The sequence below is a fragment of the Nocardiopsis coralliicola genome (genome assembly GCF_054779695.1).
Window position 1 is genome coordinate 194,647 of the sequence record NZ_BAAGXT010000004.1, and the last position, 26,472, is coordinate 221,118.

At 74.5% G+C, this 26,472-nt stretch carries 25 protein-coding genes and 1 riboswitch; of the genes, 11 read left to right on the forward strand and 14 right to left on the reverse strand.

Annotation, left to right across the window (positions count from 1 at the left end; genetic code table 11):
* Window positions 1–163 precede the first annotated feature (163 nt).
* The gene (locus ACYVGT_RS05340; protein ID WP_460855278.1) at window positions 164–832 is read right to left on the reverse strand and encodes a TetR/AcrR family transcriptional regulator; all 669 of its coding nucleotides are present in this window, start codon (window positions 830–832) and stop codon (window positions 164–166) included.
* Window positions 833–935: 103 nt separating this feature from the next.
* On the opposite strand from ACYVGT_RS05340, the gene ACYVGT_RS05345 reads away from it, so the two are divergent.
* From ACYVGT_RS05345 to ACYVGT_RS05355, 3 genes are all read left to right on the forward strand, one after another.
* The gene (locus tag ACYVGT_RS05345) at window positions 936–2,144 is read left to right on the forward strand and encodes a cytochrome P450 (protein WP_460855279.1); all 1,209 of its coding nucleotides are present in this window, start codon (window positions 936–938) and stop codon (window positions 2,142–2,144) included.
* Window positions 2,145–2,150: 6 nt separating this feature from the next.
* A complete protein-coding gene (locus ACYVGT_RS05350; RefSeq protein ID WP_460855280.1) occupies window positions 2,151–2,366 on the forward strand; it encodes a ferredoxin in 216 nt (71 codons plus the stop codon).
* A 232-nt stretch (window positions 2,367–2,598) separates the two neighbouring features.
* Window positions 2,599–3,567: an FkbM family methyltransferase gene (locus ACYVGT_RS05355; protein WP_460855281.1), complete on the forward strand. Its 969-nt coding sequence runs from the start codon at window positions 2,599–2,601 to the stop codon at window positions 3,565–3,567.
* A 34-nt stretch (window positions 3,568–3,601) separates the two neighbouring features.
* Here ACYVGT_RS05355 and thiC read toward each other — a convergent pair whose 3' ends face one another.
* From thiC to ACYVGT_RS05370, 3 genes are all read right to left on the reverse strand, one after another.
* Entirely contained in the window at window positions 3,602–5,410 is a 1,809-nt protein-coding gene (thiC, locus tag ACYVGT_RS05360; protein WP_460855282.1) for a phosphomethylpyrimidine synthase ThiC, read from the reverse strand.
* A riboswitch (TPP riboswitch) is annotated at window positions 5,406–5,516 on the reverse strand. (Overlaps the previous gene by 5 nt.)
* Before the next feature lie 104 nt (window positions 5,517–5,620).
* Window positions 5,621–6,280 (reverse strand): hypothetical protein, encoded by a 660-nt coding sequence (locus tag ACYVGT_RS05365; protein ID WP_460855283.1) that lies wholly within the window; start codon window positions 6,278–6,280, stop codon window positions 5,621–5,623.
* 183 nt (window positions 6,281–6,463) lie between these two features.
* Window positions 6,464–7,639 carry a lycopene cyclase family protein gene (locus tag ACYVGT_RS05370; protein WP_460855284.1) on the reverse strand — a complete coding sequence of 392 codons (1,176 nt, stop codon included), beginning with the start codon at window positions 7,637–7,639 and terminating at the stop codon, window positions 6,464–6,466.
* 51 nt (window positions 7,640–7,690) lie between these two features.
* Between ACYVGT_RS05370 and ACYVGT_RS05375 the strand changes: the two genes are divergently transcribed.
* Both ACYVGT_RS05375 and ACYVGT_RS05380 read left to right on the forward strand, forming a co-directional pair.
* Window positions 7,691–8,428: a class I SAM-dependent methyltransferase gene (locus ACYVGT_RS05375; protein ID WP_460855330.1), complete on the forward strand. Its 738-nt coding sequence runs from the start codon at window positions 7,691–7,693 to the stop codon at window positions 8,426–8,428.
* The gene (locus ACYVGT_RS05380; RefSeq protein WP_460855285.1) at window positions 8,425–9,960 is read left to right on the forward strand and encodes an FAD-dependent oxidoreductase; all 1,536 of its coding nucleotides are present in this window, start codon (window positions 8,425–8,427) and stop codon (window positions 9,958–9,960) included. Before ACYVGT_RS05375 ends, ACYVGT_RS05380 begins: the two co-directional genes overlap by 4 nt.
* Here the strand turns inward: ACYVGT_RS05380 and ACYVGT_RS05385 are convergent, their stop codons facing one another.
* The 3 genes from ACYVGT_RS05385 to ACYVGT_RS05395 form a co-directional block, all read right to left on the reverse strand.
* The gene (locus tag ACYVGT_RS05385; protein WP_460855286.1) at window positions 9,961–11,928 is read right to left on the reverse strand and encodes a DUF5914 domain-containing protein; all 1,968 of its coding nucleotides are present in this window, start codon (window positions 11,926–11,928) and stop codon (window positions 9,961–9,963) included.
* A complete protein-coding gene (gene crtI, locus ACYVGT_RS05390; RefSeq protein WP_460855287.1) occupies window positions 11,925–13,436 on the reverse strand; it encodes a phytoene desaturase family protein in 1,512 nt (503 codons plus the stop codon). The genes ACYVGT_RS05385 and crtI overlap by 4 nt, the downstream gene beginning before the upstream one ends.
* A 67-nt stretch (window positions 13,437–13,503) precedes the next feature.
* Window positions 13,504–14,634, reverse strand: a complete 1,131-nt coding sequence (locus tag ACYVGT_RS05395; protein WP_460855288.1) for a polyprenyl synthetase family protein — start codon at window positions 14,632–14,634, stop codon at window positions 13,504–13,506.
* A 260-nt stretch (window positions 14,635–14,894) separates the two neighbouring features.
* On the opposite strand from ACYVGT_RS05395, the gene idi reads away from it, so the two are divergent.
* Window positions 14,895–15,425, forward strand: a complete 531-nt coding sequence (idi, locus tag ACYVGT_RS05400) for an isopentenyl-diphosphate Delta-isomerase (protein ID WP_460855331.1) — start codon at window positions 14,895–14,897, stop codon at window positions 15,423–15,425.
* Window positions 15,426–15,537: 112 nt separating this feature from the next.
* On the opposite strand, the gene ACYVGT_RS05405 is transcribed toward idi, so the two are convergent.
* The 3 genes from ACYVGT_RS05405 to ACYVGT_RS05415 form a co-directional block, all read right to left on the reverse strand.
* Window positions 15,538–16,797, reverse strand: coding sequence for an MFS transporter (locus ACYVGT_RS05405; RefSeq protein ID WP_460855289.1), 1,260 nt, complete (start codon window positions 16,795–16,797; stop codon window positions 15,538–15,540).
* A gap of 71 nt (window positions 16,798–16,868) precedes the next feature.
* Window positions 16,869–17,438, reverse strand: a complete 570-nt coding sequence (locus ACYVGT_RS05410) for a TetR/AcrR family transcriptional regulator (RefSeq protein WP_460855290.1) — start codon at window positions 17,436–17,438, stop codon at window positions 16,869–16,871.
* A gap of 321 nt (window positions 17,439–17,759) precedes the next feature.
* Window positions 17,760–18,614 carry an NAD(P)H-binding protein gene (locus ACYVGT_RS05415; protein WP_460855291.1) on the reverse strand — a complete coding sequence of 285 codons (855 nt, stop codon included), beginning with the start codon at window positions 18,612–18,614 and terminating at the stop codon, window positions 17,760–17,762.
* 152 nt (window positions 18,615–18,766) lie between these two features.
* Here ACYVGT_RS05415 and ACYVGT_RS05420 point away from each other — a divergent pair, with 152 nt between their 5' ends.
* Complete coding sequence (locus ACYVGT_RS05420) at window positions 18,767–19,348, forward strand: TetR/AcrR family transcriptional regulator (RefSeq protein ID WP_460855292.1); 582 nt, start codon at window positions 18,767–18,769, stop codon at window positions 19,346–19,348.
* A 79-nt stretch (window positions 19,349–19,427) separates the two neighbouring features.
* Here ACYVGT_RS05420 and ACYVGT_RS05425 read toward each other — a convergent pair whose 3' ends face one another.
* Window positions 19,428–20,411, reverse strand: a complete 984-nt coding sequence (locus ACYVGT_RS05425; protein ID WP_460855293.1) for an AraC family transcriptional regulator — start codon at window positions 20,409–20,411, stop codon at window positions 19,428–19,430.
* 80 nt (window positions 20,412–20,491) lie between these two features.
* Between ACYVGT_RS05425 and ACYVGT_RS05430 the strand changes: the two genes are divergently transcribed.
* On the forward strand, window positions 20,492–21,289 hold the full coding sequence (locus ACYVGT_RS05430; RefSeq protein WP_460855294.1) for an NAD(P)H-dependent oxidoreductase: 798 nt from the start codon (window positions 20,492–20,494) through the stop codon (window positions 21,287–21,289).
* A 31-nt stretch (window positions 21,290–21,320) separates the two neighbouring features.
* Window positions 21,321–21,998, forward strand: coding sequence for a hemerythrin domain-containing protein (locus tag ACYVGT_RS05435; RefSeq protein ID WP_460855295.1), 678 nt, complete (start codon window positions 21,321–21,323; stop codon window positions 21,996–21,998).
* 130 nt (window positions 21,999–22,128) lie between these two features.
* Here the strand turns inward: ACYVGT_RS05435 and ACYVGT_RS05440 are convergent, their stop codons facing one another.
* The gene (locus ACYVGT_RS05440) at window positions 22,129–22,701 is read right to left on the reverse strand and encodes a TetR/AcrR family transcriptional regulator (RefSeq protein WP_460855296.1); all 573 of its coding nucleotides are present in this window, start codon (window positions 22,699–22,701) and stop codon (window positions 22,129–22,131) included.
* Window positions 22,702–22,774: 73 nt separating this feature from the next.
* Here ACYVGT_RS05440 and ACYVGT_RS05445 point away from each other — a divergent pair, with 73 nt between their 5' ends.
* Window positions 22,775–23,341 carry a nuclear transport factor 2 family protein gene (locus tag ACYVGT_RS05445; protein ID WP_460855297.1) on the forward strand — a complete coding sequence of 189 codons (567 nt, stop codon included), beginning with the start codon at window positions 22,775–22,777 and terminating at the stop codon, window positions 23,339–23,341.
* Here ACYVGT_RS05445 and ACYVGT_RS05450 read toward each other — a convergent pair.
* Together ACYVGT_RS05450 and ACYVGT_RS05455 are read right to left on the reverse strand one after the other, a co-directional pair.
* Window positions 23,323–24,114: a lysostaphin resistance A-like protein gene (locus tag ACYVGT_RS05450; RefSeq protein ID WP_460855298.1), complete on the reverse strand. Its 792-nt coding sequence runs from the start codon at window positions 24,112–24,114 to the stop codon at window positions 23,323–23,325. The two genes, ACYVGT_RS05445 and ACYVGT_RS05450, sit on opposite strands and share 19 nt — an antisense overlap.
* Before the next feature lie 301 nt (window positions 24,115–24,415).
* Window positions 24,416–25,060 carry a TetR/AcrR family transcriptional regulator gene (locus tag ACYVGT_RS05455; RefSeq protein ID WP_460855299.1) on the reverse strand — a complete coding sequence of 215 codons (645 nt, stop codon included), beginning with the start codon at window positions 25,058–25,060 and terminating at the stop codon, window positions 24,416–24,418.
* A gap of 104 nt (window positions 25,061–25,164) precedes the next feature.
* On the opposite strand from ACYVGT_RS05455, the gene ACYVGT_RS05460 reads away from it, so the two are divergent.
* The gene (locus ACYVGT_RS05460) at window positions 25,165–26,133 is read left to right on the forward strand and encodes an NAD(P)-dependent alcohol dehydrogenase (protein ID WP_460855300.1); all 969 of its coding nucleotides are present in this window, start codon (window positions 25,165–25,167) and stop codon (window positions 26,131–26,133) included.
* Window positions 26,134–26,472: the final 339 nt, after the last annotated feature.

The window sequence follows — 26,472 nt, forward strand, 5'->3', positions numbered from 1 at the left end:
GCCGCCGCGCCGCGCGATGCCGCGGGTGCAGCCATGGGTGGCCGTGTCCGCGTCCGCGTGCAGCACGGCCCCCTTCCGGCGCCCGGGGAACACATCGAGGGGCGTGCCAGGGCGGTGGGCGGCAGGACAGGTGCCCGCCCGGTATGCCCTGGGGCGACACGCCCTAGTCCGGTGACGCGAGGTAGCGGTCGACGTCGTCGAGGGTGAGAGGGGTCTCGCCCAGTGGCGCGGAGGCGTCCAGGTCCACGGCGCGGAGGGAGCCGAGGAACAGCTCCAGTTGGCGGCTGATGAGGAGTTCGTTCAGCTCCGGGCCGACGACCGGCAGCGGGCGGGACAGCTTGACGACGCCGACCACGATGTCGATCGGGGTCACGCCGCGGCGGACCCGCCCTTCCCGCTGGGCATCGCGGATCAGCTGCTCCACCCGCTCGAGGAGCCGGTTGCGCCGCTCCTTCAGTGTTCCGGCGCCCCCCGCGCCGCGCATCTCCTCCTCCAGTTCCGGCGCCAGGACCGGTGTGAAGACGCCGACCCTCCGTTCCACCAGGCGGCGCACCAGCTGCATGAGCGCGTGCCACGCCGCCCCGTGCTCGGCCGTGGCGCGGTCCAGCTCCGCGCTGAACACCTCCATGTTGTCCAGGGCGACCTGCCAGATCAGCGCGTGGCGGTCGGGGAACCGTCGGTAGAGGGTGGCGATGCCGACGCCGGCGCGGCGGGCGATCTCGTCCAGCGGCGCGTGGACGCCCTGCTCGAGGAAGACGTCGCGGGCCGCGGCGACGATCTGCTCGCGGTTGCGGCGGGCGTCCGCCCGGAGCCCGTCCGTGCTCTCGGCCACCCTGCACTCACCCCTTCGCTATATGGAGGAAGTCTCTCCGATTGTGTTACCGTACCGCCACAAGAAAAACGGAGGGTTATCCTTCACTTATTCGGGAGGACTGATGTCCCCGACCGCAGGCACCGGCATCGGGAGCTTTCCGATCCCGCGGCAGTGCCCGTTCACCCCGCCACCGGAGTACGCCCGGCTGCGCGCCGAGGCTCCGGTCGCCCGCGCGGCCCTGCCCCTGGGCGGCACCGCCTGGCTGGTGACCCGGTACGAAGATGTCCGCACCGTGCTGAGCAGCCCGGCGTTCAGCGCCGACGGCACCCGTCCCGGCTTCCCGGCGTTCTTCCCCGGCCAGGAGCAGGTCCTGCAGAACCCGCCGTTCGTCCGGATGGACCCGCCGCAGCACGGCTTCTACCGGCGCATGCTCATCCAGGAGTTCACCGTCAAGCGGATCAAGGCGATGCGGCCCGGCATCCAGGCCGCCGTCGACCGGCAGCTCGACGGCCTGCTCGCCGCCGGCCCGCCGGCGGACCTGGTCGAGGCGTTCGCCCTCCCGGTGCCGTCGCTGGTGATCTGCCAGCTGCTCGGGGTGCCCTACCAGGACCACGCGTTCTTCCAGAGCAAGAGCGCGATCGCGCTGTCGCGGACGAGCACCGCGGAGCAGTTCGCGTCCGCGCTGGGCGAGCTCCGCGCCTACATGGACGGCCTGGTCACCCGCAGGCAGCGCGCACCAGGCGACGACCTGCTCAGCAGGCTCGCCGCCGAGCAGCTGGAACCGGCCGGCGAGCTCCGCCGGGACGAGCTGCTGATGATGTGCCTGATGCTGCTCAACGCCGGCCACGAGACCACGGCCAACATGATCGCGCTGGGTACTCTGGCGCTCCTGAAGCACCCCGGCCAGCTGTCCGCGCTGCGGTCGGACCCCGGCCTGCTCCCCGGCGCCGTCGAGGAGCTGCTGCGCTACCTCAGCATCGCCGACCTGGTCACCTCCCGGGTCGCGGCCGAAGACACCGAGCTCAGCGGTACCGCGATCCGCGCCGGCGACGGGGTGATCGCCCTGCTCGCCGCGGCCGACTTCGACCCCGGGGTGTTTCCCGAGCCGGAGCGGCTCGATATCGGCCGCGGCGGACGCCACCACGTCGCCTTCGGCTATGGCGTGCACCAGTGCCTCGGGCAGAACCTCGCCCGGGCCGAGCTGGAGATCGCCCTGTCCAGCCTGTTCGCCCGCATCCCCACCCTGCAGGCCGCCGCGCCGGCCGGGGAGCTGCCCTACAAGCACGGCGGTCTCGTGTACGGCGTCCACGAGCTGCCCGTCACCTGGTAGGAAGCCATGCACATCACCGCCGACACGAGCGTCTGCGTCAGCGCGGGGCTCTGCGTCCTCACCGCCCCCGGCGTCTTCGACCAGGGAGACGACGGACTGGTCGCGGTCCTCCTGCCGGATCCTCCAGCGCAGCTGCGCACGGCCGCGGGCAGAGCCGTCCGCCTGTGCCCGAGCGGGGCCCTCGGCATCGGGGGTGCCACCCGCCCGCCGGAGCGCCCCTGAGCCCTCGGCCCTCGCCGCCCTGGGGGGCGTCCCCCGGGTGCCGGCGCACGCCCCCGCAGCCGGCGGCACGCCCGGCACTCTGCGTGGACAGCGGATGACACCTCGGTGATCGGGACCGGAAACGTCAGTGCGGGGCGGGCACTGGGCCGGGGCACCGGGGCAGAGTGGGGGCGCGGTGCCCGCGGCACCGCAGATCCCCCGCAGAAGACGCCCCTCGACTCCGGGAGTTCCTGTGGATGCGAACCCGATCCGCGGCTTGGTCCGGCGGCACCCGGCGCTTCGGCGCGCAGTGCGGAAGGCCCGCAGCGGGCTGTCCGCGCGGTTCGGCGGAACCGCCCCGGACCAGGCGCCGGATACCCGCCGCTTCACCCTCGCCCTCCCCCGGCGCGCCGCGGGAGGACACACCGGCCCCGCGGCGCTGTCCGTCACCGCTCCGTCCGGACTGTGGGTGCCCCGCAAGCTCGAACAGGACGGGCTCGCCGGCTTCGAGCCGGAGACGCTGGCGTGCTTCCTCGCCGCGCTCGACCACGCCGGCCCGGGGGCCGTCCTGGACGTGGGCGCGAACGTGGGCGTGTACGGGCTGCTCGCGGCGGCGCGCAGCCGGCGCCCGGTCCGGGCCTTCGAGCCCACGCCGCACATCGCGGAGACCGCGCGCGCCATCGCGGACGCCAACCGGCTCCCGGTCGACGTGGCGGAGCTCGCGCTGGCGGACCGCACCGGCGGCGCCACGTTCACGCTGTCCTCGACCTCGGACGCGTCGAACTCCCTCGCGGCGGGGTTCCGCCCCGAGGCGGGCCGGATCCGCGTGCGGGTGGACACCCTGTCCGCGTGGTGCGCGCGCACCGGCACCGTCCCCGCCGTCGTCAAGATCGACACCGAGACCACCGAGCCCGACGTCATCGCCGGGGGCCTCGCCGCCCTGGAGACGTTCCGCCCCTGGGTCTTCTGCGAGGTCCTCCCGGGCCGCGGCGTCGAGGAGCGCCTGATGGACCTGCTGGGCCCGCTCGACTACACCTGGCACCAGTTGGGCGACGAGGTCCCCGCGCCGGCCCGCAGCGTCATCGACGGCCGGGTCTCCGGTGCGGAGCAGCGCATGTGGCTCTTCGCGCCCGCGGAACCCCCGGCTGCACTGTGGGACGACGCCCGTGCGTGGCGCCGGGCCGTCGACGCCTGCGGCCCCCTCGCGGACGAACGCCGTTGAGGAGGGCCGGGGCGCCTCTGCCCGAGAGCGGCGCCTAGGGCGGCCCTGCCTCGCCCCGGCTCGCGGCCGGGGCGGGGTCGGGCAGGTAGACCCGCCCGCCGGACTCGAGGAACTCGCGGCTCTTCTGCTGCATACCCGCCGCGACGTCGGCGGATCCCGCGGCGCCGTAGGCGTCGCGGATGTCCTGGGAGATCCGCATGGAGCAGAACTTCGGCCCGCACATCGAGCAGAAGTGCGCCGTCTTGGCGGGTTCCGCGGGGAGTGTCTCGTCGTGGAAGGCTTCGGCCGTCTCGGGGTCCAGCCCCAGCGCGAACTGGTCGCGCCAGCGGAACTCGAACCGCGCCCTCGACAGGGCGTCGTCGCGCGCCGCGGCCCCGGGGTGGCCCTTGGCGATGTCGGCGGCGTGCGCGGCGATCTTGTAGGTGATCACCCCGGTGCGCACGTCGTCGAGGTCGGGCAGCCCGAGGTGCTCCTTGGGCGTGACGTAGCACAGCATCGCGGTGCCGTACCGGGCGATCTCGGTGGCCCCGATCGCCGAGGTGATGTGGTCGTAGCCGGGGGCGATGTCGGTGACCAGCGGCCCCAGCGTGTAGAACGGGGCGCCGTCGCAGAGCTCCTGCTGCCGTTCGACGTTCTCCCGCACCTGGTGCAGCGGGATGTGCCCCGGCCCCTCGACCATGACCTGGACGTCGTGGGTCCACGCCCGGCGGGTCAGCTCGGCTAGGGTGTCCAGCTCGGCGAACTGGGCGGCGTCGTTGGCGTCGGCGATCGACCCGGGCCGCAGCCCGTCGCCCAGTGAGAAGGCGACGTCGTAGCGGGCGAAGATCGCGCAGAGCTCGTCGAAGCGCGTGTAGAGGAAGTTCTCCTCGTGGTGGGCCAGGCACCAGCCGGCCATGATCGACCCGCCGCGCGAGACGATCCCGGTCACCCGTTCGGCGGTCAGCGGGACGTAGCGCAGCAGCACCCCGGCGTGGACCGTCATGTAGTCGACGCCCTGCTTGCACTGCTCGATAATGGTGTCGCGATAGATTTCCCAGGTCAGCGCATTGGCATCGCCGTCGACCTTTTCCAGCGCCTGATAGATGGGCACCGTGCCCACCGGGATCGGCGCGTTGCGGATGATCCATTCGCGGGTGGTGTGGATGTCGTTTCCGGTCGACAGGTCCATCAGGGTGTCCGCGCCCCATTTGGCGGCCCATTGGAGCTTGGCCACCTCCTCGGCGATCGAGCTGGTGACCGCGGAGTTGCCGATATTGGCGTTGATCTTCACCAGGAACCGCTTGCCGATGATCATCGGCTCGGACTCCGGGTGGTTCACGTTGGCCGGGATGATCGCCCGGCCCGCGGCGACTTCGCTGCGGACCAGCTCCGCGTCGCACTGCTCGCGCAGTGCCACGAACCGCATTTCGGGGGTGACGATGCCGCGCCGCGCGTAGTGCATCTGGGTGACCGTGCCACCGGCCTTTGCGCGGAGCGGTGCCGCGCGGCGCCCCTGCCACTGCTGGGACGGGGCGCCCCGCCGCGCGGCCGCGCGGCCGTCGTCGGCGAGCCGGCGGCCCCGCGCCGCATAGGTCTCGGTGTCCTCGCGCGCCGCGATCCACGGCGCGCGCAGCGGCGGCAGTCCGTACTCGGGGACGCTGCCGGGACCGGCAGTGCGGTAGACGCGGACCGGTTCGTTGGGGCGCCCGGAGGTGTCGTCGAGTGCGATCTCGGTGACCGGAACGCGGATCCCGTGCTCCGAGTCCTCGACCCAGGCGAGCGAATGCGACGCATACCGCTCAGAGTCGGGTTCGCCGGCCGGATTTCCAGTGGGGCGGGGCTTTTCGGGAATGCGCGCAGCCATCTGCGGTCCTCGCTTCCTACGCCGGTGTCAACCGGATCAGGTTCAACGGTTCCAGGCGGTGCCAGCCTGATCTCAGCCCTCTACCGAAGGCCCCCGCGGGGTCACAGAACGTGTATCACAGTCCGCCCCGCACCTGGCAATCCCACTATCGCGTCCGATTGGGAAATGCCAGCGCAGGCGGCGGAAATCGGCGGCTGCCCCTCGAATTTTTCACCCGGGCGCGGAGCGGAGCGCCGCGGCGGGCGGCCGGCGGGTTCCGGTGATTGCGAATCCGGCGATCAGGGCCACTTCGCCGAGATTGGCGAGCGCCATCGGCGCGCTGGGAGCGGCGGCCGCCGCGAACATCGCGGCCGCGCCGAGCAGCAGCGCCAGCCCTCCTCTGCGGACCAGGGCGAGGCCGACCCCGATGACGATCAGGATCGCGGCGGCGGCCGGGACCGGCGGAGCGGCCTCGGCGCCGGAGTAGCGGAGGGCGTCGCCCTCGGTCTGCGGCACGAGTTCCAGGCCGGCGACCTCGAAGCCGATTCCGTAGGCGACGAGCGCGGCGGCCACCGCGCAGAAGGCGGCGTGCACTCCCCTGCCCTGCGCCCACGGGGCGCCGGAGCGCCGCGCCAGACCCACCGCGGTGATCACCAGCAGCGGCGTGAACAGGGCGTGGACCACGAAACGCGGGTAGTTCAGCCCCTCCAGAAGCGCCCCCTCGCCGATGGCGGCCCCCAGGGCGACGATGCCGTTGTCGTAGACCAGCCCTGCGGCGACCACGCCGGCGAACAGCAGGCACCAGGACCGCTGCTTTCGCGCCGCGCCGAGCAGCGCCGCGCAGAGGACCGCGTGGGAGGCGGCGAACAGCCCGAACGTGGCCGAGACCATCGGGACTCCAATTCCTCGAAACTCGATCTACTCGATTTTCAAGAGGATAACGGATGCTCGTGCACTCTATGGCTGGCACCGGTGCGTTCCCGGGAGGTCGGGACACGCCCCGCCCCAGGCACCGCTGCCCGCTGGTATGACCCAGCGCGGGGCGAGCCTTCAAGGAATCGGGCGGGCGGCGCCTCAGCGGGGCCGGCCGAGCAGGCGTTCGACCACGGTGGCAGCCATGGGCGCGACGGGCGTGGTCGCCCCGATGGCGAGCTCGCGGCGGAGGGTGGTGCGCCCGTCGAGGAAGTCGAGCACGTCGACCATGCTGTTGCGGGCGAACAGTCCGGCGAAGAACGCGTCGCCGCGCACCCGCCCCGCGTCCAGGGCGCGCAGCAGCACCGCGTCCATCGCCAGGTGCCGGCGGCGGTGCGGCACCGGGGGCACCGGCGTGCGCCCCTCTTCCAGTGCGCGCGCCACCGCGGCGACCTGGCGCTGGATGCCGCTGAAGGTGTAGCCGGTGGAGGGCCGGGTGGCCCCGCCCGCGGCGCCGAGGCGGAACACGCGGCGCCCTGCACGGGGAATGAAGCGGCCGTCGGTCATCGGGATGGCGCCCTGCTCGACCGCGGTGACAGCGGCCCCTTCCAGGCCCAGCACGTCGCCGGTGTAGTGCCGCAGCGCAGCCGTGTAGCCCGCGTCGTCCAGGACCGTGCGGGTGAATTCGGTGTACTCCACCAGGGCACTGCGGGCGCTGAGCGGGAGCACGTAGCCGAACGCGACACCGCCGCGGGGCTGGGGCAGCCGCAGGTCCATCAGCAGCGCGGTCTCCGCGTCGAAGGCATCGGCGTCGGTGCGCAGGAACCAGCCGCGGAAGTGCTGCAGGAGCGTGGTGCGCGCGGGGCGGGGCAGCGGCGCCGGGCGGGTGTCGAACACCCACCGGGCGCGCAGGCGGACCTGCGTGCCGTCCGCGCGTTCGGCCTGCACCGCGGCGTGCTCGGCGCCGTCGTCGATGCGGGAGGCGGTGGCGGTGACCGGCTCGACGTTGGCGGGCAGCCGGGAGCGGACGTGGTCCTCGAAATCGCGGGAGCGCAGCATCTTGTAGGAGTGCGGAGCGATGGGGCCCGCCACGGTGGCGCCCTCCGGCCCGCGAACGGCGAGCTTCTCCCACCGCGCGGCCAGCAGGCCGTCCCAGGGCCCGGGGCCGCGCTCCCAGTAGCACCAGGTCCGGTCCGGGGCGCGGGGACCGCCTGCGGGAGGCTCGACCAGCCCGATCTCGGGCGCGCGCCCGCCGGGCAGGGCCAGTCCCCCGGCTGCCAGTGCCAGGGACAGGCCAGCCGCGCCCGCGCCGACGATGAGCACGTCGAATGAGCTCATGCGGGCTAGCATGGCACGGCGTTGCGGCGCCGGGTTCATGTTGGGGGGATGATGGGCGATTCGGCGGAGGCGATGAAGTCCGGGCCGGTCACCGGGGAGTTCGACCATGCCGCGGACTCCTATGACCGCCTTGTGGCGGCCAACCCGGGCTACCACCGCCATCTCCGCGTCTCGGCGGCGCGGCTGCAGCTGCCCGGCGGAGGGGCCGGCCTGCGCATCCTCGACCTGGGGTGCGGAACCGGGGCCTCGACCGCGGCGCTGGCGCGGGCCTTCCCCGGAGCCGAGATCGTCGGCGTGGACGCCTCGGCGGGCATGCTCGCCCGCGCCCGCGCCAAGACGTGGCGGCCCGGGATCCGGTTCGTGCACGCCCGCGCCGAGGAGGTGGCGGCCGCACACGTCGGCGGGCCCGCCGACGCCGTCTTCGCTGCCTACCTGCTGCGCAACTGCCCCGACCCCGATGCCGCCCTGGCCGCGATCCGCGGGCTGCTCGCGCCGGGCGGCCGCCTGGTCGTCCACGAGTACTCGGTCGCCGACTCCGCGGTGGCGCGCGGCGTGTGGTCGGCGGTGTGCTGGAGCATCATCATCCCGCTGGGCCGCGCCTTGACCGGGCGCTCTGACCTGTTCCGCTACCTCTGGCGCAGCGTGCTGCACTTCGACGGCGCACAGCGGCTGCGCCGCCGGCTGCGCTCGGCCGGGCTGGAGAACGTGCGCACGCTGGATCTGACCGGCTGGCAGCGCGGAATCGTCCACACCTTCACCGGCCGGGCCCCGCACCGGCCGGCCCGGTGACGCGAGTGCCGGCCGATCCGCTCGCCGAGCGCATCGCCGCACCGGCGCCGCGCGCGGTCGGGCCTCCGCGCGGCGTGCGGACTGCGGTGGTGGGCGGCGGCATCGCCGGCCTGGCCGCGGCCACCGCTCTGGCCGAACGCGGGGTGTCCGTCACCGTCTTCGAGCGCGAGGCCGGGCTGGGCGGGCGCCTCCAGGGTTGGCCGACGACGCTGGCCGACGGCAGCGCGGCCACGATGAGCCGCGGCTTCCACGCCTTCTTCCGCCAGTACTACAACCTGCGCGCCCTGCTGGCGCGGTTCGATCCGGAACTGGACTGCCTGAGCCCGCTGCCCGACTACCCGCTGGTCCACGCCGACGGGCCGCAGGACAGCTTCGCGGGGCTGCCTGCCCGGCCGCCGCTGAACGCCTTCGCGCTCGCCGCCCGCAGCCCCAGCTTCCCGCTGCGGGAACTGGCCGCGGTCAACACTGCCGCCGCAGTGCAGCTGCTGGACGTGGACGTGCCCGGCATCTACCGCAGGCTGGACGGCCGTTCGGCCCCGGAGCTGCTGGAGGCCGTCCGGTTCCCGCCCCGCGCGCGGCACCTGGCCTTCGAGGTGTTCTCCCGCAGCTTCTTCGCCGCGCCCGAACGCCTCTCCGCAGCCGAGCTCGCGGTGATGTTCCACCTGTACTTCCTGGGCTCCGCCGAAGGGCTGCTCTTCGACGTCGCCAACGCCCCCTTCCCCCAGGCCCTCTGGGCCCCCTGGTCCCGCTACCTCGCCCGGCACGGGGTGCGCCAGCGCCTGAACGCACCCGTCGAACACGTCGCGCGCGGCCGCGGCCGCCGCTTCACCGTGCACGCCGCAGGGGGCGGGGCCGAGGACTTCGACGCCGTCGTCCTGGCCGCCGACGTGCCCGGACTGCGCACGCTCGCCGCCCGCTCCCCCGAGCTGGGCAATGCGGAGTGGCGGCGGCGGGCCCGCGCGCTGCCGAGCGCCCCGCCGTTCCTGGTCAGCCGGCTCTGGCTGGACCGGCCGGTGCACCCCGGGAGGCCCGCGTTCCTGGGCACGGCCGGCTATCCCACGCTGGACAACATCAGCGTGCTGGAGCGCTTCGAGGACGAGGCCGCCGGCTGGGCCCGCCGCACCGGCGGCTCGGTGGTCGAGCTGCACGCCTACGCCCTGCCCGAGGACTGCTCGTTGGAGCGGGAGCGCGGGCGGCTGATCGGGCAGCTGCACCGGGTCTTCCCGGAGACGGCGCGGGCCGGGGTGGTGGACGAGCGCCACGAGCTGCGCGACGACTGCGCGCTGTTCCCTCCCGGTGGGTACCGGGAGCGGCTCGCGGTGTCCACCTCCGATCCCTGGGTGGCCGTTGCTGGGGACCACGTGCGGGTCGACCTTCCGGTGGCGCTGATGGAACGCGCCGCGACCAGCGGCGTGATGGCCGCCAACAGCCTGCTGTCCCGGTGGGGGCTGGCCGGACATCAGCTGTGGAGCGTGCCGCGGCGCGGGCGCTGGGCCCCGATGCGGGCGCTGGCGCGGCGGGCGCGCGGCTGATCAGCCCGGCCAGCGCCCTGCGGCGCGCAGCGCGTAGCGCCGCTCGGCATAGGCCAGGTCATCGCGCCACAGGCGCCGCGCGGCAGCCCGCATGAAGGGCCGCACCGCCGGGGCCGCGCGGGCGGCCAGGGCGAACCCGGTGCGGTCGGAGGCGGCGACGGTGGCCTCGATGACGGCCGTCGACGGTACCCCGTCGCGCACCCCGAGCGGCGTCGCGTGGGTCTCCACCACGCTCCCTGCGCCCTCCCCCTCGATGATGTGCATGGCCACGGTGCGCGGCTCGGGGCAGCTGAAGGCGGCGCGGACCGGCACGCCCCACCGGCCGGCGACCTTGAACGCCACTTCCGCCACCATGCGGTCGGGGTCGGGGGCGCTGCCCTGCGGCGTCTCGACCACGCGCAGCCCCACGAAGGAGTAGGGGTGGAACCACGAGCCGTGCCAGGGGTCGAGGCGGTTGGCCACGATGTCGGCGGGCTCGCAGCGGCCGGCGAGGCTCTCCACGGCGGCCAGCGTCGCGGTGCCGGACGGGCGCTCCGGCAGGACCGGCCGCGGAAGGGGTTCTTCGCCGCCCGCCTCGTCCAGGCGCACCCACGCCAGTACGCCGTCGTCGAAGGCGGGGTAGGGCTGCCACCCGGGAAAGCCCTCGGGCCCCAGGGAAAGTCCGTGCCACCGGCAGACCAGGGCACCGGAGGAGACGGCGCCCCGGCACAGCGGCGCTCCCAGGTGCGGGCAGGCCCCCGGTGCCGCCTGCAGTCCGCCCTGGGCGTCGCGCCAGGCCACGACCTCGGCTCCGGCGATCACGCGGCCGAAGGGCCGGCCGCTCCGAACCTCGCTGCTGGCGGCCAGCACGAACCAGTTGCCCGACGGGCGCGCGAGAGCGCGGTCGAGCGCGGCACCGATGACCCGGGGAGCCGCTTCGCGCCAGGTCGGGCACTGGCGCTCCCAGGCGGTCGCGGGCAGCCGGCGCAGCGGCAGCCGCGCCGGCCGGGCGGCGGGGCGTACGGCGGCCTCGGATGCGGACGGATCCTCCGGGAAGGGGGCCCGGTTCCCCAGGCCCTTGCCGATGGCGGCGAGGGCCACGCCCAGCCGGCGGCCGCTGCCGACGCGGTGGCGCCGCGACCAGACGTCGTAGTCGGCCTGCTCGATCTCGTCCAGGATGCCGCGGTAGAGGCGCAGCGCGGTCTCCACGCAGGGCCGCGAGGCGGGAGCAAGCATGGCGCACCCCGGTTCGGCCGCGGCGTACAGGGAGCGGTTGAGGCCGACCAGTTCGGCCAGGGCGGCGCGCACCCGCGGGTCGCCTGCGCCCTCGGTCCGGCAGCGGAGCAGCAGAGCGCGGTCGACGCCGTGGCGCCCCAGCACGTCGGCGGGCAGGTAGAGGCGGCCGCGGTCGAGGTCTTCGCCGAGGTCGCGCAGGAAGTTGGTGAGCTGGAACGCGGTCCCCAGGGCAGCGGCCGGCGGCTCGGCCCGGTCGCGGGGCACCACCGTTCCCAGGACCGGCAGGACCTGCAGGCCGATCACCGCGGCCGAGCCGTACATGTACGCGTCCAGCGCGGCGTAGTCGGCGTATCCGGTGACGCTCAGGTCAGCGCGCATCGAGCCGAGGAACGCGGTGAAGTGGGCCGGGGGGATCGCGTAGCGCTGGGCCGTGTCGGCCAGCGCCCGCACCTGCGCGAACTCTGCGTGCCCTCCGGAGAGTGCCGTTTCCAGCTCCGCTTCGACCCGGTCGATCAGGGCGGCGGTCTGGTCGGCGGAGCGGTGCGGATCGGGCTCGTCGACCAGGTCGTCGACCCAGCGGGCGAACCCGTACAGGGCGTGGATCGCCGGCCGGCGTCCCGGCGGAAGGACCCGGGTGGCCAGGAAATAGGTGCGCCCGTGGCGCGCGTGCAGCGCGCGGCTGTGCGCGTAGTCCCGGCGCAGCCGGCTCCCGGTGATCCCGGCGGCGTCGAGCTCGGGGACCGTTCCCGTCATCGGCTTCCTCTCCCTACGGCCTCGGCGCCGGCCACGCGGGCGGCGGCCAGCTTCCCGGAGACCAGGGCTGTGGGCAGCCCGACCCCCGGCGTGGTCCCGCACCCGGCCAGCACGGCGTTCGCGGTGCCCGCGACGGTGTTGCGCGGGCGGAAGGGCCCGGTCTGGGCGAAGGTGTGCGCGGTGGCGAAGGGGGTCCCGAAGGCCATCCCCTTGCGCGACCAGTCCTGCGGCGTGATCATGCGCTCGGCGGTGATGGAGACGCCCAGGCCGCTCCAGCCGCGCCGCTCGAGCGTGTCCACCAGATGGTCGCGGTAGGGCTGGGCGCGGTGCTCCCAGTCGATCCGTCCGGTGCGCAGGTTCGGGCAGGGGGCGAGGACGGAGAGCAGGTCCGCGCCGTCGGGGGCCAGCCGCGGGTCGGTGGCGGTGGGCCGGGTGATGAGCAGGGAGGGGTCGCTCATCACCGCGCCTTCGCGGCAGACCTGGGAGAAGGTCTTCTTCCAGGCTCGGCCGAAGGACAGCGTGTGGTGGGCCTCGGTGTCCCAGCGGCGGTCGGTGCCCAGGTGCAGTACGACCGCCGACGGCGAGAAGCGCAGCGGTACCGGGCGCCACGGGGTGCGGCCCAGGAGTCGGTAGGCGACCGGCAGGTCGGGGGTGAGTACCACCGCATCGCAGGCGTGGCGCGCTCCGTCGGCGGTGATGGCGGCGGTCACGGTGTCGCCGCGGCGCTCCAGGCGGCGCACCTCCTGGCCGAAGTGCAGGCGGCCGCCGGCGTCGGCGACGGCGGCGGCCAGGGCCCGGCCCAGCTCCCGCATTCCGCCGCGGGGGAAGTAGACGCCGGCGACGGTGTCCATGTAGGCGATGACCGCGTACGCCGCCAGGGCCTGCTGGGGCGGCACGCCCGCGTACAGCGCCTGGAAGGAGAAGATCCGCCGCAGGCGCTCGTCGCTGACGAAGCGCCCGATCGCCGGGGCGAGGCGGCCGAGTCCCCCTGCCGCTGCGAGCCGCGCCAGCTGCGGGGTGAGCAGCTGCAGCGGCGAGTCGAAGTTGGCGTCGATGAAGGAGCGCATCTGCAGCCGGTAGAGGCGGGTCAGCCAGGAGCGCAGGCGCAGGTAGCCGCGCGCATCGCGCGGGCCGGCGGTGCGGGCGACCTCCTCGGCCATCGCCGCGGCGTCGGTGTGCACGTTGATGGCCGACCCGTCGGCGAAGCGGGCGCGGTAGGCCGGGTCGAGGCGGACGAGGTCCAGGCGCCGCTCGACAGAATCCCCCACGGCCGCCAGGGCGTCGTCGATCAGGTCCGGCATGGTCAGTACGGTGGGGCCGGTGTCGAGGCGGAAACCGCCGATGTCCTCGTGTCCCGCGCGCCCGCCGGGGTGGGCGTCGCGCTCCAGGACGGTGACGGACCGCCCGGCGCCGAGCAGGTGCAGGGCCGCGGCGAGCCCGGAGGCGCCGGCGCCCACCACGACGACGTGGTCGGTGCGCCCCGGGACGGTGCGCAGTGCGGTTGTCACGGGTTGGGCTCCTCGCAGACGGACCGGGGCCGCAGGGGCCGCGGTGCAGGATCGGGGGCTGCGGGCATCACCGCGCCCGTACCGCGGCGGACCGGGCGAGCCGGCCCAGCTGGTCGCGCGCAGCGGCGGTGATCGGGACCCGGTCCAGGCTGCGGACGCCGCGCTCCGCCAGGCCCGCGAGCCGCCGTTCGACGGCCGATCTGGCGCCGAGGCCCTCGAGCAGGCGGGCGACGGCGCGCACCCCGTCCTCGGTGAGCGCGGCATCGCCGAGGGCCGCCTCGATCCGGGCAGCTGCCTCGGCATCGCCGCGCCGGCCGGCCTCGCGCAGCCCGACGGCCACGATCAGGGTCCGCTTGCCTTCGCGGAGGTCTCCGCCCAGCGGTTTCCCGGTCTGCTCCGGGGCGCCGTACAGGTCGAGCAGGTCGTCGCGGAGCTGGTAGGCGGAACCGACCAGCGCGCCGTAGCTGCGCAGGGCCCGCACGACGGCGGTGCCGGCGTCCGCGGCGGCAGCGCCGATCTGCAGGGGGCGCTCCACGCTGTAGGCGGCGGTCTTGAGCCGGTTGATGCGCATCGGGGCGGCGACGGAAGCGTCGCCGCGCGCCTGCGTGCGCAGGTCGAGGAACTGCCCGACCACCATCTCGCTGTGCAGGCTGCGCCAGGGGGCGCGGACGCGCTGCAGGGCCTCCGGGTAGGGCGCGAGGGCGTCGGTCAGCATCTCCTCGGCCCAGACCAGGGCGAGGTCGGCGGCCAGGATCGCGGCGGAGGCGCCGTAGCGCGCGGCGTCGCCGCGCCATCGTCCGGCCCGGTGGTCCTGGGCGAAGCGGACGTGGACCGCCGCCGACCCCCGGCGCAGCTGTGCGCCGTCCATGACGTCGTCTTGGAGCAGCGCGAACGCCTGGACCAGCTCGAGCCCGGCGGCAGCCCGCAGGACGGCGCGGGCACGGGGGCCGGAGGGGTCCCCGCCGGCGGCCCGCCAGCCCCACCAGGCGAAGGCGGGGCGGGTCCGCTTGCCCCCGCCGAGCACGAAACGGTGCAGGCGGTCGACGACCTCGGCGGCGAAGTCCGGATCGACCCGGGCCAACTCCCCGCGGTGGCGGCGGACGAAGCCGTCGAGGTGGCCGGTGACGTAGGCGACGGCCTCCTGCTGCTCGGCCCCGGCGGACCGGCCGGTTTCGGCTGCGGCGGCCGCGGTGCTCACGGCGGCTTCTGGAACGCTGGGGCGCACACGAGTCCTCACTCTCTCCTGGGATCCGGGGCCGCGGACCGCTGGCTGCTACCCGTTGATTCTCAATCACTGTCCGCAACCAGGGGGTCGCGCCGCGCCCGCAGCCGCCGTATTGCGACTCTCGGGACCGGCAGTTTCCGCGCCGCGCCACGCCGGGGGCCCACCGGCTGATAGCGTCCGCGTCCCGGCCCATCGCCGCACTTCAGGGAGCCGCAGTGCAGGACGCACCGACCATGGTGGAACTCGTCGACCCGCAGGGGGCCGCGACGGCCGCAGCCGAGAAGCTCGCGGCCCACCAGCCGCCGGGGCACCTGCACCGCGCGTTCTCGGTGTTCCTGTTCAGCGCCGACGGGGCCCTGCTGCTCCAGCGCAGGGCGGCGGAGAAGTACCACTCCCCCGGGGTCTGGTCGAACTCCTGCTGCGGCCACCCCGCCCCGGGGGAGGCACCGCTCGCCGCGGCGGCCCGCAGGACCGCCGAAGAGCTCGGGGCCGCCCCCGCCGCACTCGCCGAGGCCGGCACGGTCAGCTACTGCCTCACCGACCCGCGCTCGGGGCTGGTGGAGAGGGAGTTCAACCACCTGTTCGTCGGCGTGGTCGACGGCCCGCTCCGCCCCGACCCCTGCGAGGTCGCCGAGACCGCCTTCACCTCTCCCGCCGGACTTGTCCGCCACACCGCCCAGTCCTCCTTCTCCGTCTGGTTCGACACGGTCCTGCAAGCCGCCCGGCCCGCGATCCGACTCCGCTTCCCCGACGCCGGCTGGTGAGACCTCGCGGCGCCCTTCCCGCCCGGCGGTGCTGACGCTGGCGCTGCGCGGCGGAGGACTTCGGGTTCCTGCTTCTTCCGAGAGCGCCTCCCGCCCGCGGCGGCACCGCCGGTCAGTCGGGGGCGCCGCTCCGCGACGGCTGGGAATCCAGGGAAACCGCGGGAACCGCGTCCAGGCGCTTCTGGAGGACGCCGGCCAGGACGACGACGGCGATGCCGGCGGCAGGCACGAGGAGCAGTCCGATACGCAGGCTGGCGGCGTCGGCGATCATGCCGACGAGCGGGGGCGAGAGCAGGAAGCCGAGGCGCATCAGCCAGGAGACGACGGTCAGGCCGGTGCCGTGGCGCAGGCCGGGGAGTTCGTCCGCCTCGTGCATCGCGGCGGGGACGAGGGTGGCGACGCCGAGCCCGGCGGCGGCGAATCCGAGGACGGTGCCGGGCACGGTCGGGAAGGCGAGGGCGGTTCCCATTCCGGCCGCGGCGATGAGCCCGCCGGCACGGGCGACGGCGCGCTGGCCGAAGCGGTCCACCAGGCGGTCGCCGAGGAAGCGCCCGACGAACTGCGCGCCCACCAGGGCGATGAAGCCGGTGGCGGCGAGCGCGGCGGGGGCGCCCAGCGAAGTCAGATAGAGCGCGGCCCAGGAGTTGCCCGCGTCCTCCACGAGGGTCCCGGCCATCGCGATGACCACCAGGGCGACGAGGATGAGCACCGTGCGCGAACCGGCGCCCGCACGCACGCGGGCGGGCGATTCGCCGGGGCCGGCCGGGGCGGCCTCCTCGGTTTCGTCGTCGCGGCCGGGCAGGAGGAACCGCAGCGCAACGAGCGACACGGTCGAGAAGGCGGCGGCCGAGACCGTGAGGTGCAGGCCGATCGGCAGGCCCAGCGCGATTGCGCCGGCGGCCATGGAGCCGCCGAGGACGGCGCCGATGGACCACACGGCGTGGAAGGAATTGATGATCGAGCGCCGGTAGCGGCGCTGCACGCGCAGCCCGTGGGCGTTCTGCGCGACGTCGGTGACCGAGTCCATCGCCCCGGCGAACAGCAGCCCCAGGGCGAAGATGTACACGGTGGGCGCAAGCCCGGCCGCGAGCAGGCCGAGGCTGGTGAGGACCGTGCCGAGGACGGCGAGCTTCCCGGAGCCGAACCGGCGGATGAGCGCGCCGGCGGCGAGCCCGGCGGCGATAGCCCCGACGGGGAACGACGCCACGGAGAGCCCGTAGACGGCGTTGCTGAGCCCGAGCTCGGCCTTGATCTCCGGATAGCGGGGCAGGATGTTCGCGAACAGTGCGCCGTTGGTGAGGAACAGCGCCGCGACCGCGCCGCGCGCGCGTCGGTCGGCCTGCGAAGCAGTCAGGGTCTGGCGGGTACGCATGCGTGCGCACGTGTCCTTTCCAGGGATGGCCGCCGCGTGGCCGCAGCGGGCGTGCAGGTGCTGCGGCGGGCTTACGCGGTGATGCGGGCGACCGCGCGGACGACCTCGCTGCGGTCCCGGGGGTCGACGTCGAGGGCGCGGTGGATGGTGAGCCCTTCGATGAGGGCGTCGAGCAAGCGGGCGGTCTCGGGGGTGAAGTGGCGCTCGAGGGCGGCGCGGCTGCGCGCCATCCACGCAGCGGTCAGCGTCCGGTAGCCGGGGTCCCGGGCAGCGAGGGTGTAGAGCTCGTGGGTCAGGACGAGCTCCCGCGTGCTGCCGAAGACGTCGTCGAGGATGATCGCGGTGACCGCCTCCCGCGCGGCGGCCGTGTCGGGCGCGGCCGCCATGCGCCGCTCGAACCGGTCGCTGACGGCCGTCGCGAAGCGGGTGAACGCCTCGTGGAGGAGTTCGCCGATGCCGGTGAAGTGGTAGGTCATCGACCCCAGGGGCACCCCGGCCGCCTCCGCGACCCTGCGGTGCGACGTGCCCGCCACACCCGCCTCGGCGATGACGTCCAGGCAGGCGTCGATGATCCGGTCGCGCCGGTCGGGATCGTTGCGCCGCCCGCGGCGGGTACCGGGCGCGGTCTCAGCGGTGGCCATCGCACTCCCCCGCCGCCCGGAGCACTCGGACCGGCCGGCCGCTCACCGCGGCATCCGCATCCGGGCCGTCGAGGGTGCCGCCGCCCGCACAGTGGTCCGCCATGGCAGCCACGCTACACCGAGTATGTACGTTCGTACCCACTAGCGCTCGACCTGCGGCGCAGCAGCTGCTTTCGCCCGCCGAAGTACTTCCCCAGCGCCCCTGCCGGCCGCACGGTGGGGCCGAGGCGCCGCACTTCGCATTCCGCGGCGGCAACTCGGGCCCGGGGGCGCCGGCCGATGACGCCCCCGGGCCCGCGGACGGGCGCCCCCGCGCGCGGTTCAGGCGGCGATGCGGTCCGCGAGCCGCTCGGCGGCGCTGCGCGGCGCGCGGCCGAGGAGCTCGGCGAGCAGCGGACCCGCTTCCGCGAAGTAGCCGGCGCGGCTGGCCTGGTACCAGCCGAGCATGAGCTGGGCCGCCTCCTGCGGGACACCGGCCGCGGCCTGCCCGGCGAGCCATGCCTCGTCGTCCACGACGGTGCGCCTGACGGTGCGGCCGGTGAGGTCTGAGGCGATCGCGGCGAAATCGCCGAAGGTGAGGGCGGTCGGCGCGGTGAGGGCGACCGGCCCGTCGAAGGAGCGGTCGCCGGCGAGGATGACCGCTGCGGCCTCGGCGATGTCGGCCCGGTCGGTGTAGGGGACCGGGCCGTCTTCGGGCTGGGCGATCTCTCCGGTCCGCTGCCACGGGCCGAGCAGCTGGTCCACCTCGCCGTAGGCGCCGTTGCGCAGTGCGGTCCACGCGACTCCGGACTCGGCGAGGTAGGCCTCGGTGGCGACGTGGATCTCGGTGGGCCGGTACGGGCTGCCGGGGACGGCGCCCTGCTGGCTCGTGTAGAGGATCCGCTGCGCACCCGCGTCGACGGCGGCCTCGACGGCGTTGCGGTGCAGCCCCGCCACGTCGGCGGCGGGGTCGTTGCCGGACACCAGGAGTACCTGTTCGGCGCCGGCGAAGGAGTCGCGCAGCGCGGCCGGGTCCTCGTAGGAGCCCCGCCGCACCCGGACGCCGCGGTCGGCGAAGCGCCGCGCCTTGGCGGGGTCGCGGACGCTGACGCCGATCTGGCCGGCGGGCAGGCGCGCGAGGAGGTGGTCGACGGTGGCTCCGTTCAGGGCACCGGTGGCGCCAGCGACAACGATCATGTCCGCATCCTTTCCTGTCGCCCGCACCGCATCAGTGCTGGTGGCGGGCGGGTATATAAACTGACCAATTAGGTCAACTTCCTGCCTGGCGGCAACGGTAGGTAACCTGACCAAGAGAGTCAAATTCCGGGCGGGCAGAAGGAGTGGGTACCTTGGCCAGTGCAGTGCCGCCGGAGGCCGGTCTGCGCGCCGACGCCCGGCGCAACTCCGAGCAGATCCGCTCCGCCGCGATCGGCGCCTTCCAGGGGCGGGGCCTGACGGTGCCGCTGGAGGAGGTCGCCGAGGCGGCGGGGGTCAGCAAAGCCACCGTCTTCAACCGCTTCGGCGGCCGGATCGGCCTGATCGAGGCGGTCATCGAGGAGGTCGTGGCGGCGGAGCTGTTCGCCGTCATCGCCCGCGCCCGGGCCGTCGGCGACGCCGGCGAGCGGATCGCCTACTACGTCACCGCGCTCCGCGACCTCCAGTACCGCCAGCCCGCCGTCAACGACGTGCTGGTGCAGGCGTATCCGGACGCGGCGCAGCTCATGGAGATCTGCCGGGCCGGCAGCGCGGCCAACGACGAGTTCGTCGCCGCGGCGCGCGCCTCCGGCGCACTGCGGCCGGAGTTCACTGCGGGCGACCTGCAGGCGCTCTTCGAAGACGGCGCCCTCGCCCTCAAGCACGGCGGGCGGCCGCCCCGCGAGGACTACGACCGCCGTACCGCCTACCTGCTGGACGGGATCCGCAAGCGCTAGTCCCCCGCGCCCAGGGACCTCCGCCTCGATCCCGCGGCCCTGTCCCGCTGACCGCGGCGCGCCCGCTGGGTGGCGGCCGCTATCGGGCGGGGGCGGCCGCTGCGCGGGGAGCGGGACGCCCGGCCGCGGTGGCGCGGCGGTACTGGCTGGGGCGGATGCCGTATTCGCGTTGGAACGCCGCGCTCAGGGCGTAGCCGCTGGAATAGCCGACCTGGCGGGCGACGGATTCGACGGTGCTGGTGCTGTCGTCGCGTTCGAAGAGGTCGGCGGCCACGCACAGCCGCCAGCTGGCCAGGTAGGACATCGGCGGCTCACCCAGCAGCCCGGTGAACCGGCGGGCCAGGGTGGCGCGCGAGACGTGGGCCTGCCGGGCCAGCAGCTCGATCGTCCACGGGTGGTGCGGCGCGTTGTGGATCGCCGCGAGGGCGGTCCCCACCACCGGGTCCGAGCTCGCCCGGTACCACCCGGGGGCCCGCACATCGGGCAGGGCGAACCAGTCCCGCAGCGCGCCGATCAGCACCAGGTCCAGCAGCCGGTCCAGGATGGCCTGCTGCCCGGGCTCCTCGCGGAGCACCTCGGCCTCCAGGAGCTGCAGCGCGGCGGTGCGCTGGGCGGCGGCCGGAACCACGAGCACGCGCGGCAGCGCGCTCAGCAGGCGGTCGGCGACGCGTCCGGTGACGGTGAAGGACCCGGTGAGCATCGCGTCGTCGGCGTCCAGCTCTTCGCCGCAGGTGCGGGTGCCCAGCGCGATGCTGTCACCGGCGTGCCCGGCGCCGTCGACGCAGACGCCGTCCTCCAGCTGGATGTACAGGGGCACGGGGCGCGCTTCGGGGTCGCTGGTCACCTCGAAGGGCTCCGGCCCCACGACGACGGCGATGTCGCGGGGCGCGAGCCGGTACGCCGCACCACCGTCCGCGATCCACGCCGCGCCGCGCAGCATGGTGACCAGGGACAGCGAGGCGCGTTCCGCGAACGCGGCGGTCCACGGCGGATTCGCCAGCGTCCGGCCCAGCAGCGCTCCGGACGACCGGATGTGGTTGAGGACGTCGGTCAAGGTATCCACGGCGCCAGCTTAGACGCTGGATTATCCTCATGAGACTTCTGATGATTCTCCGTCTCGCCGCAACCCGGTCTGATGGAGGCATGAACTTCCGCCATGAACCGACACCGGGCACCGCCCACTGGGTCTACACGCACCCGCGGCGCGACTCGCTCAACCAGCACCTGCTCCAGGCCGGCAGCTCCGCGCTGTCCGAGCAGTACGCGGTGACCGTCTCCGACCTCTACGCCGACGGCTTCGACCCGGCGCTCAGCGACCGGGATCTGGGCAGCCTCGGCGGCACTCCCGGCAACCTCGCCGAGCTGACCGGCGACGCCTACGCCCGCGGGGAAGTGCTGCCCGAGGTGCGCCGCGAGCAGGAGCGGCTGGCTGCCGCCGAGCTGCTTGTGCTGCAGTTCCCGCTCTGGTGGTACGGGCCGCCGGCGATGCTGAAGGGCTGGATCGACCGGGTGCTGCAGACCGGGTTCGCCCAGGGCGACCTCGACGAGGCCACGGGGCTTCCGCGCCGGTACGGCGACGGACGGCTGCTGGGCCGGAAGGCACTGGTCATCGTCACCGCCGGCGACGATCCCCGCACCCTGGGGCCGCGGGGCGTCAGCGGCGACATCGAATCGCTGCTGTTCCCGCTGACGCACGGGGCGCTGTGGTACGTGGGGATCGAGACGCTGGACCTGCACGTGGTCTACGACGCGGACGGCATCGGCCCGCAGGGGCGGGAGGAGCAGGCGGAGCGCCTGGCCAAGCGGATCGCCGGCCTGTCCTCCGAACGCCCCCGCCCCTTCCGCCGGCTGCTGGACGGCGACTATGGGCGCCAGTCCCGCGCACTGCGCGAGGATGTCCACCCCGGGCGCACCGATCTGGCGATCCACTACCGGGAATGAGCGGTCGCCGACGCAGCGAGGAGGGACACCTATGGCGGACCAGGCGCCGGCCGACAGCCGGGACATGTACGTCGTGCACAACATGCTCCGGCGGGCCTTCGGGGAGCTGCCGGATCTCATCCGCGGAACGGAGGGGGATCCGGAGCGCGCCGGGGCCGTCGCCGACCACGCGCGCCTGCTCGTGGCGATCCTGAGCACGCACCACGAGGCCGAAGACACCGTCCTGTGGCCGATCCTGTCGGAGCGGTGCCCCGACGAGCTCGCACCGCTGGTGGCCGCCATGGAGGAGCAGCACCAGGTGCTGCACTCCCTGCTCGACACCGTGGCGGATCGGTCGGACGCCTACGGCACTGAGTCGGGCGCCGCCGAGCGCGAGGACCTCGCCCGGGCGGTCGAGGACGTGCTCGGCTCGCTGCACGAGCACCTCGCGGCCGAGGAGCGGGACGTGCTCCCGCTGATCGACCGCTACTGCACCAACGCCGAGTGGGCCTCGGTCGGCGAGCACGGCCTCCCCCAGCTGACCCCGGCGCAGGTGCCGCTCGTCTTCGGCATGATGTTCCGGGTCGCGACCGAGGAGCAGTACGCGCTGCTGTCCGCGAACATCCCGGAGGAGGTCTTCGCGCAGATGACCGAGGTCGCGCCTGCGGCACTGGCCGACTACGAACACGCGCTGCACGGCGCGGGCGCTCCGGCCGGCAACACCGTGTAATGCGGCGGCGCGGAGGCCGGGGGGACGGACCGGCCCCGCCACCGCGCAGAGCACCGGCATGCGGCAACCGCGTGCCGGGGCTCTGCGCGTCCGCGCCGGGCGCATTCTCCGCCGCCGGTGCGGGCGGCCTTCAGAGCGGCCGCTCGGGGATGGCCGCGATCAAGGTGCGCACCAGCTCATCGGTGCCCACGCCCCACTTCTCCTCGGCGAGGTGGCCGCTCAGGTCCAGTCCGACGATGCCGTGGGCGCTCGCCATGAGCAGCGCACCCCAGCGGCGGGCGCTGTCGGGGCCGGCGAGGTCGGCGACGATGTCGAGGAACCGCCCTTCGAGGCGGTGCGCGGCTTCGGCGGCCTCGGGCGCGTCGGCGGGGGTCGCGAACATCAGCGCGTAGCGGTGCGGGTAGCGGCGGCCGAGCGCGATGAGCGCGCCGAGCGCCCGCTCCAGGTGGACGCCGGGGCTGGCGTCCGCCTCGCGCAACCGCTCCACCTCGCCGGCCAGCGCGTCCCAGAAGTCCACGGCCAGCTGCCGCAGCAGGTCGTCCTTTCCCGCGAAATGCCCGTAGGGCGCACCACGGGACACGCCGGCGCGGGCGCCGACGGCGCGCAGCGTCACCGCGCCGGGACCCCCTTCGTCCAGCAGTCCGGTTGCCGCGCGGATGAGCGCGCGGCGGGTCTCCGCAGCAGATTCAGCCCTCGTCGCCACGGGATCACCGTATCGGTCAGGCGCGAAGGGGCTTCATTTGACACTGTCACATGGATGACGCACCCTTATTCACATGACTACGTCACATGAAAATGCCCAGGTGCACCCGCGGAGCGGCGGCGCGAACGAAAGCAGCGCCGACAGCGCCCGGCTGGCCCGTCTGCTCGACCGCGCCGACATCGTCGGCGTCCAGCTGCGCTACGCGACCGGCACCGACACGCGGGACTGGGCGCTGTTCCGCTCCTGCTTCACCGACGAGGTGGAGATCGACTTCAGCGACAGCTTCGGCCAGCCTCCCGCGCGGATGCCCGCCGACGCGTGGGTCGCCGCAACCGCGCCGCGGATGGAGTCCTTCACCGCCACGCAGCACATGATCACCAACCCGGTGGTCGTGTTCGACGGCGACGACCGCGCCATCTGCACCTCCTACGTCCAGGCCGCCCACCACCGGCCGGGCGGGCCGGGCGGCAGCGAGGCGGTCGTGCACGGCACCTACACCAACCGCTTCGAGCGCACGCCGCAGGGCTGGCGGATCGCCGCGGTGCGGCTCACGGTGCACTGGATGACCGGCAACGCCGGACTCTTCGCGGAGGCGCTCGCCCCCGGTTCCGGGGAGCCGGATCAGGCCGGGCCCGCGTAGCCGGTGGCGAGGACCAGGAGCGGCAGCGCCGCGTTGTTGACGGCGTGCACCGCGACCGCGGGCCAGATGGAGCCGCTGCGGCGCATCAGCTCGGCGGCGACGATGCCCACCACGACGGCTGCGGGCAGGATGACGTTGATGCCGTGGAAGAGCGCGAACACCACCGAGCTGGACAGCACGCCGGTGACCGGGCCGTAGCGCAGCAGCGCGTTGGCGACCACGCCGCGGAAGAGGAACTCCTCGCCGATCGGGGTGAGCACCGCCAGGAACAGCAGGGTGAGCAGCAGCGGCACCAGGCCGCCGCCCGCGGCGTCGTAGTACATCGACTGCGGGTCGGAGTCGAAGCCTGTCAGGGCGGTCAGCCCCGCGATGAGCAGGCCCTTCACCGCCAGGGCGGCCACTCCCCCGGCCACGCCGGCCAGCATCCACCGCCAGGTGGTGCGGCGCACGCTGAAGGCGGCGAAGGAGCGGATGCGCAGAAGCGCGGCCGCCGCGAAGCCGGCCAGTCCGGCAACGCCGGACCAGGCGGCGACCACCAGCCCGAAGGGCACCGGGCCGAGGTCCAGGCCCAGCGGGCCGAACAGCAGCAGGACCGCGGTGGCGGCCACCAGCGCCAAGAGGCCGGCGCCGATCTCCGGCCACCCCGGCCGCGCGGATCCGGTTCGGGCGCCGGTCCCCCCGGTGTCCGCGCGCGGGTGGGCGGTTCCGTTGCTGCCGTGGTCCGGGCGGGTAGCGCTGTCGGGCTGCATGGCGGTGTCTCCTCGGGTCGTCACTGCCCCAAGCCCATCGCGGACGGCGCCGGGCCGGCAGTGCGGCCGCGTCACTGGAGCGCAGTGACATCTCCACGGACCAACCATGACGCGGCGTCACACTGTGCAGCCCGGTGCCGCCGCGCGGGCAGCACGGCAGCCTGACCCGGCGGCCTCAGCAGCCGCGAAAAGCAGAGCGAGACCGGTGCGGTCGAAATCGGCGCGGACTGGGGCACCGGCATGGGCGACCGGGTGCGCTGGCCGCCGTGCTCCCCACATCGGCGCTGGCCTATCCGGGCGGACGGGGCCTCTGCCATCCGCACGGTCAGTGCGGCGAGGTCCCCACCGGCGCGGGCGGCGGCAGCGGCGGCACGGGGGCGGCGACCGTGGCCGAGGAGCGGAGCAGGTGGGAGGCGAGGCGGCGGGCGCCGGCGGCCGACTCGCCGGGGGCCGCGCCGCGCACGCCGTCGACGGCCATGAACAGCAGGGTGAGGTCGGTGCGGTCGAAGTCGGCGCGCAGCACACCGGCGGCCTTGGCGCGCGCGATCAGCCGCTCGATGCCCAGCTCGGTACGCGTGCGCAGGTCCTCCAGGTCGAAGGCGCGCGGGAAGGCGTGCAGCACGGCGGCGCTGAATCCGCGGTCGACGGCGCCCATCACGGCGACCTTCTCCACGGCGGCGGCGAAGGAGTGCCACGGGCGCGGGTCGGCGAGCGCGTCGTCGACGACGCCGGTGCAGGCGCGGATCTGCTGCTCGAACGCGGCGACGATGAGGGCGTCGCGGGTGGCGAAGTGCCGGTAGAGCGTCGCGGTGCCGAGGCCGGCGCTGCGCGCCACTGCGGCCATGGGCGCGTCGATGCCGCGCTCGGTGAAGACCGCGCGGGCGGCAGCGAGGATGCGCTCCCGGTTGCGCACGGCGTCGGCGCGCTGCGGGGCGCCCTCGGAGGCCAGCTGAGACGAATCCGCGCGCATATCTCTCAGATTAGCCGCTGCGCGCGGCCGGGCTCCGCGCTGCTGCCTAGCTTTCGAGGACGGGGCGCCCCGCCGGGTGCCGACGGCAACGAGAGGAGGCGGCGATGGCACAGGAGATGCGCGCCGCGCTGTACGACCGGTACGGGCCGCCGGAGGTCCTGCGTGAAGGGAGGATCCCGGTGCCCGCCCACGGACCGGACGAGGTCCTGGTGCGGGTGCTGGCGGCGAGCGTGAACGGGGGCGAGCTCGCTGGCCGCTCGGGGCGGCTCGGCCTGCTCGGGAAGGCGATCCTGGGGTCGAAGTGGCCCAAGCAGACCGGGATCGACTTCGTCGGCGACGTGGCCGCGGTGGGCGCCCGGGTCACGGGTGTGCAGGCCGGCGAGCGCGTGTGGGGGCTGCTGCGCGGGTTCGGCACCATGGCCGAATACATCGCGGTCCCGCGGGACCGCTTCGCCCCCGCCCCGTCCGGGCTCGACCCGGTGGAGGCGGTCACGCTGCCGGTGGCGACGACGGCGGTCACAGCCCTGCGCGACAAGGCGCGGCTGCAGCCCGGCGAGCGCCTGCTGGTGCGCGGCGCCACCGGCGGGGTCGGCTTCGGTGCGGTGCAGCTGGGCCGCGCCTGGGGCGCGCACGTCACCGCGCTGGCCCGGGCCGACAACCTCGCCCTGGCCAAGGAGCTCGGCGCCGACGAGGCGTACGACTACCGCACTACTTCCCCCGAGCAGCTCGGGCGGTTCGACGTGGTGGTGGACACCGCGGGCACCGACCTGGCCGCCTACCGCCGGCTGCTCGCGCCGGGCGGGCGGATGGTGGCGGTCTCCTTCGACCTGGACCGCATGGGGCGGTCGCTGGGCACGATCGCCGCCTCGGCACTCCGCGGCCGCTCCCGCATCCGCTTCTTCAGCGGCAACCCGCGCCGCGCCGCGTTCGAAGAGCTCACCCGCCTCACCGAGACCGGCGCCCTGCGCCCCCTGGTGGACCGGGTCTTCCCCCTCTCCGACGCCGCGGGCGCGCACCGGGCGCTCGAAGCCGGCGGCGTGCGCGGCAAGTTCGTCATCGACGTGACGGCCTAGGGCCGGTCGTCCTCCCCCAGTCGGCCGCTCGCCTGAGCAGGCGAATGGCCGCGGTCGCCTCCGACCTGGAGTACGCGGCACTCCCGCCGGAGCGGCGCCGCGGCCTGCGCCCGCTCCAGGTCCGCTACTCCAGCGGCACCATGCGCCCGCAGTCCGCCGCGCTCACCCGCCAGGTCGAGCCGGGTGCACTGCGGACCCGGTCTGCTCGCTGTACGGCATTGGCGGGGCGCCGCTGGGTGCCCAGACGCGGATCCGCGGCCTGCGGCAGTTACCGGTCCGGTTCCTCAACCGCAGCCCGCGCCGCGCAGTTCAGCACTCACGTGCCCGGGCGAGCCGGGT